This window comes from Acinetobacter sp. UBA3132 (assembly GCF_002364825.1).
Taxonomy (GTDB): domain Bacteria; phylum Pseudomonadota; class Gammaproteobacteria; order Pseudomonadales; family Moraxellaceae; genus Acinetobacter; species Acinetobacter schindleri.
Map to the genome: position 1 here is coordinate 7,211 of NZ_DEZM01000095.1, position 378 is coordinate 7,588.

Below are 378 nucleotides of genomic sequence, written 5' to 3' on the forward strand. Positions count from 1 at the left end.
TCACGCGGCTTCATACCCGCAGCTTTAGACGCGATCATGGCAATATTTGATGCAAAGTCACCGTGGCTACGGTCTTTGGTACGCGTCAAATTACTTGTATTGTTCCAGTCAGATGGGAGTACGTTTTGTGCCTGTAAGGTTTGCACTGCATGATCGAGAGCTGCTTGGATTGCCGTATTCATAATCAGTCGAAAATAGATATCGCAGAAAAACAGCAAATATAGCAAATTTCCGACTCTTTAGGTAAAACCATTTATGGGGAATAAAAAATATACGATCGGTAGCTGGAAGATTTATACAAAATTGTCATTTATTCGTTCGTATATCACATAAAGAATATCGTAATAAGCAAGTTGCAAAATTTGCTATAAAAATGAA

At 38.1% G+C, this 378-nt stretch carries 1 pseudogene; it reads right to left on the bottom strand.

Going from position 1 to position 378, the window contains the following annotated elements:
• A pseudogene (gene argS / locus B4033_RS04620) lies at positions 1–182 on the bottom strand (arginine--tRNA ligase); the annotation flags it as partial.
• Positions 183–378: the final 196 nt, after the last annotated feature.